The sequence below is a fragment of the Agrobacterium sp. MCAB5 genome (assembly GCF_052114365.1).
Taxonomy (GTDB): domain Bacteria; phylum Pseudomonadota; class Alphaproteobacteria; order Rhizobiales; family Rhizobiaceae; genus Agrobacterium; species Agrobacterium tumefaciens.
In genome coordinates this window covers 1-2,048 of the sequence record NZ_JBFREP010000029.1, presented here as the reverse complement: position 1 = coordinate 2,048, position 2,048 = coordinate 1, and the positions used below count along the sequence as shown (strand labels likewise).

General features: G+C 51.9%; 1 protein-coding gene and 1 pseudogene. One reads left to right on the top strand and one right to left on the bottom strand.

Annotated features, from left to right (window positions below; all coding sequences use genetic code 11):
* On the top strand, positions 1 to 184 hold a 184-nt coding region (locus AB4Z23_RS27010), incomplete at its 5' end, for a hypothetical protein (RefSeq protein WP_441361124.1).
* A gap of 1,586 nt (positions 185 to 1,770) precedes the next feature.
* Here the strand turns inward: AB4Z23_RS27010 and AB4Z23_RS27005 are convergent.
* Positions 1,771 to 1,899 (bottom strand): annotated as a pseudogene (locus AB4Z23_RS27005) (type IV secretory system conjugative DNA transfer family protein); the annotation flags it as partial.
* Between the last annotated feature and the right edge of the window lie 149 nt (positions 1,900 to 2,048).

The window sequence follows — 2,048 nt, the reverse complement described above, 5'->3', positions numbered from 1 at the left end:
TCGCCGCCCACGTTTCTCTTTCTTCTCATATTCAATTGTCAAAAAACAGACCGCTCATTGCAGTCACAAAATCAAACCCCAAAAGCAAAAGCCCTTGGAAAACAACAAGCAGTCAGCTCATCAACATGATTTCTTTAGAACGAAAGACTTCGTCGCCAGCAGCGCCGCCGCCCTCGTTCAGTGAGCGGACTTATAGAGAGCAGCTTGCGCTTACGTCAATGGGCAAAAGAAGAAAATCCTTGGAAAAAAAACGGGCGCCAAAATTCCGTAAAATAATCAACACTTTGGGGGCGTCGACGTCGTCTGGACAGATATTTCCAGAATTACGATGGCATTTTTAGTAGTCCGCTTTCACCATACAGAGGCTTACGCCTGCTCAAATTGTCGAATAGAGCTTAATACGGCGGTGGTTGGGTTGCGCCACGAGTGCAAGCTTGATCGCCGAAACATTTCGAGTGAGTGCTATCCTTGAGGATAGCCAAAACGCTCGATATGTCTGATGGTTCTTGGGTAGATTGGTTTCCTTTCGTCTTTTTCCCGGCCAAGATCATAGTGCTCGGCGTAGGCACATATTATGCGATCAAGTGGCATCACGGTCAGGCGAAGGAAGATAGCGAGACCAAAGGGCACTGAGCGTGCCCCTGCTGTCCGTCGCTCAAGCCTGCACTGCGTTGCTGGCTGAAGGCGACGAGAGCGGCAAGCAGTTGCAGCGCCTCCCCGGCGAATTATCAGCCTCATAACTGTCGCGGAACAAGGGGCGAACTATGTGAGAACATCCGCGCCAATTGTTCTACATCAGATTTTTCCCAATGAGAGCATTGGCTTACCTCTATCAAAAGCCGCTCCAGATAGCTGGAAGCGGCATGCTTGATGAAATAAATAGAATACGAGTAGCCAATATTCGGGAAAGTATTTGAGCTAGAAAAACGTTGCTCGTTCCCATGAAACGTGGAGATCAATCGAGACTTTCACTCAATTTGTCAATTAGCTCTCAAGGATATGCTTAATCTGTAAGCCTCCGCCCATGGCGTCAACGACAGTGCGCCAGCCGTTCGGTGCGCCTTTCCGATTGGGTCCCAGGTCGCTATCGCCTCGTAGAGCGGAGGTTGATCCAGATTTTAAGCGTCAAAACACCTGTTTGCAGGTATACCCAGATAGATTATCAGCCCAAAAAGTGTCATGCCCSGGGTGTCACAAGCGCCAGGAGGCCCACAGCTCATGTGGGAGCTTACGGCATAGAAAATGAGATACGCAATCGATCCAGAGCCCGCTATGTCGTAACACACCGCTCCGGTTCCAAAATCKCRTTATTCCGGATTTAAGATATCATAAGTAATTCTTTAAATTTGAACTAATCGATTATGGATCATATGCGATCCTAAAACTATCGGCTGTCTCGCCCAGAACGACAGAACCGTGAATAGAGCAGTCCGGTATAGCTCCGGCCTGTTTCGCCCATCCCGATCCGGGCCGCGCCAACGATACAGCGGAGGCATTCATGGTCGTTGTCGTTGAAAACACGCAGCACGCCTCCACTTTTATTCCTTCACAGCAAGACGCACGCCCGTCCTGCCGCTCACTTCGGCACTATGGGGAGCGCGTTCCCGTCAGGACAGGCTGGATCACCGCGTACCATATTCCGTTGCAGTGGACGCCCGTTCTCGGGGCTTGCCGAGCCATATCCACTTCCCACTACGGTCAAGATAGCACGAGGGCCGCGCGTACAATGGTGTGACGGGTTGCCCAACCGCCTTCTGGACACGCTTCCCGTCAGACTTGATCGAACATCTCCCTGAATTCCGGATCGGCAAAGTAGGCAAGCTTTTCAGCGAAAATTGGTCGTTGCCCGGCCAGGAACAGCAATTGTCCGTGCGCCGGCAGATTGCGCACCTCATCAGGGCGCGGCGGCTCGCATCATGTTCTTGAATGCGTCSCGRGMAAGTCGCAACCGGTTCATGGAGCGCCCTGCCCGCTGTCGCCATTCTCTGCTGTGCCCGTCAGTCCTTGTCCGATCAGATCGGCAAACAGCGCCTTGTCATTGTCACGCT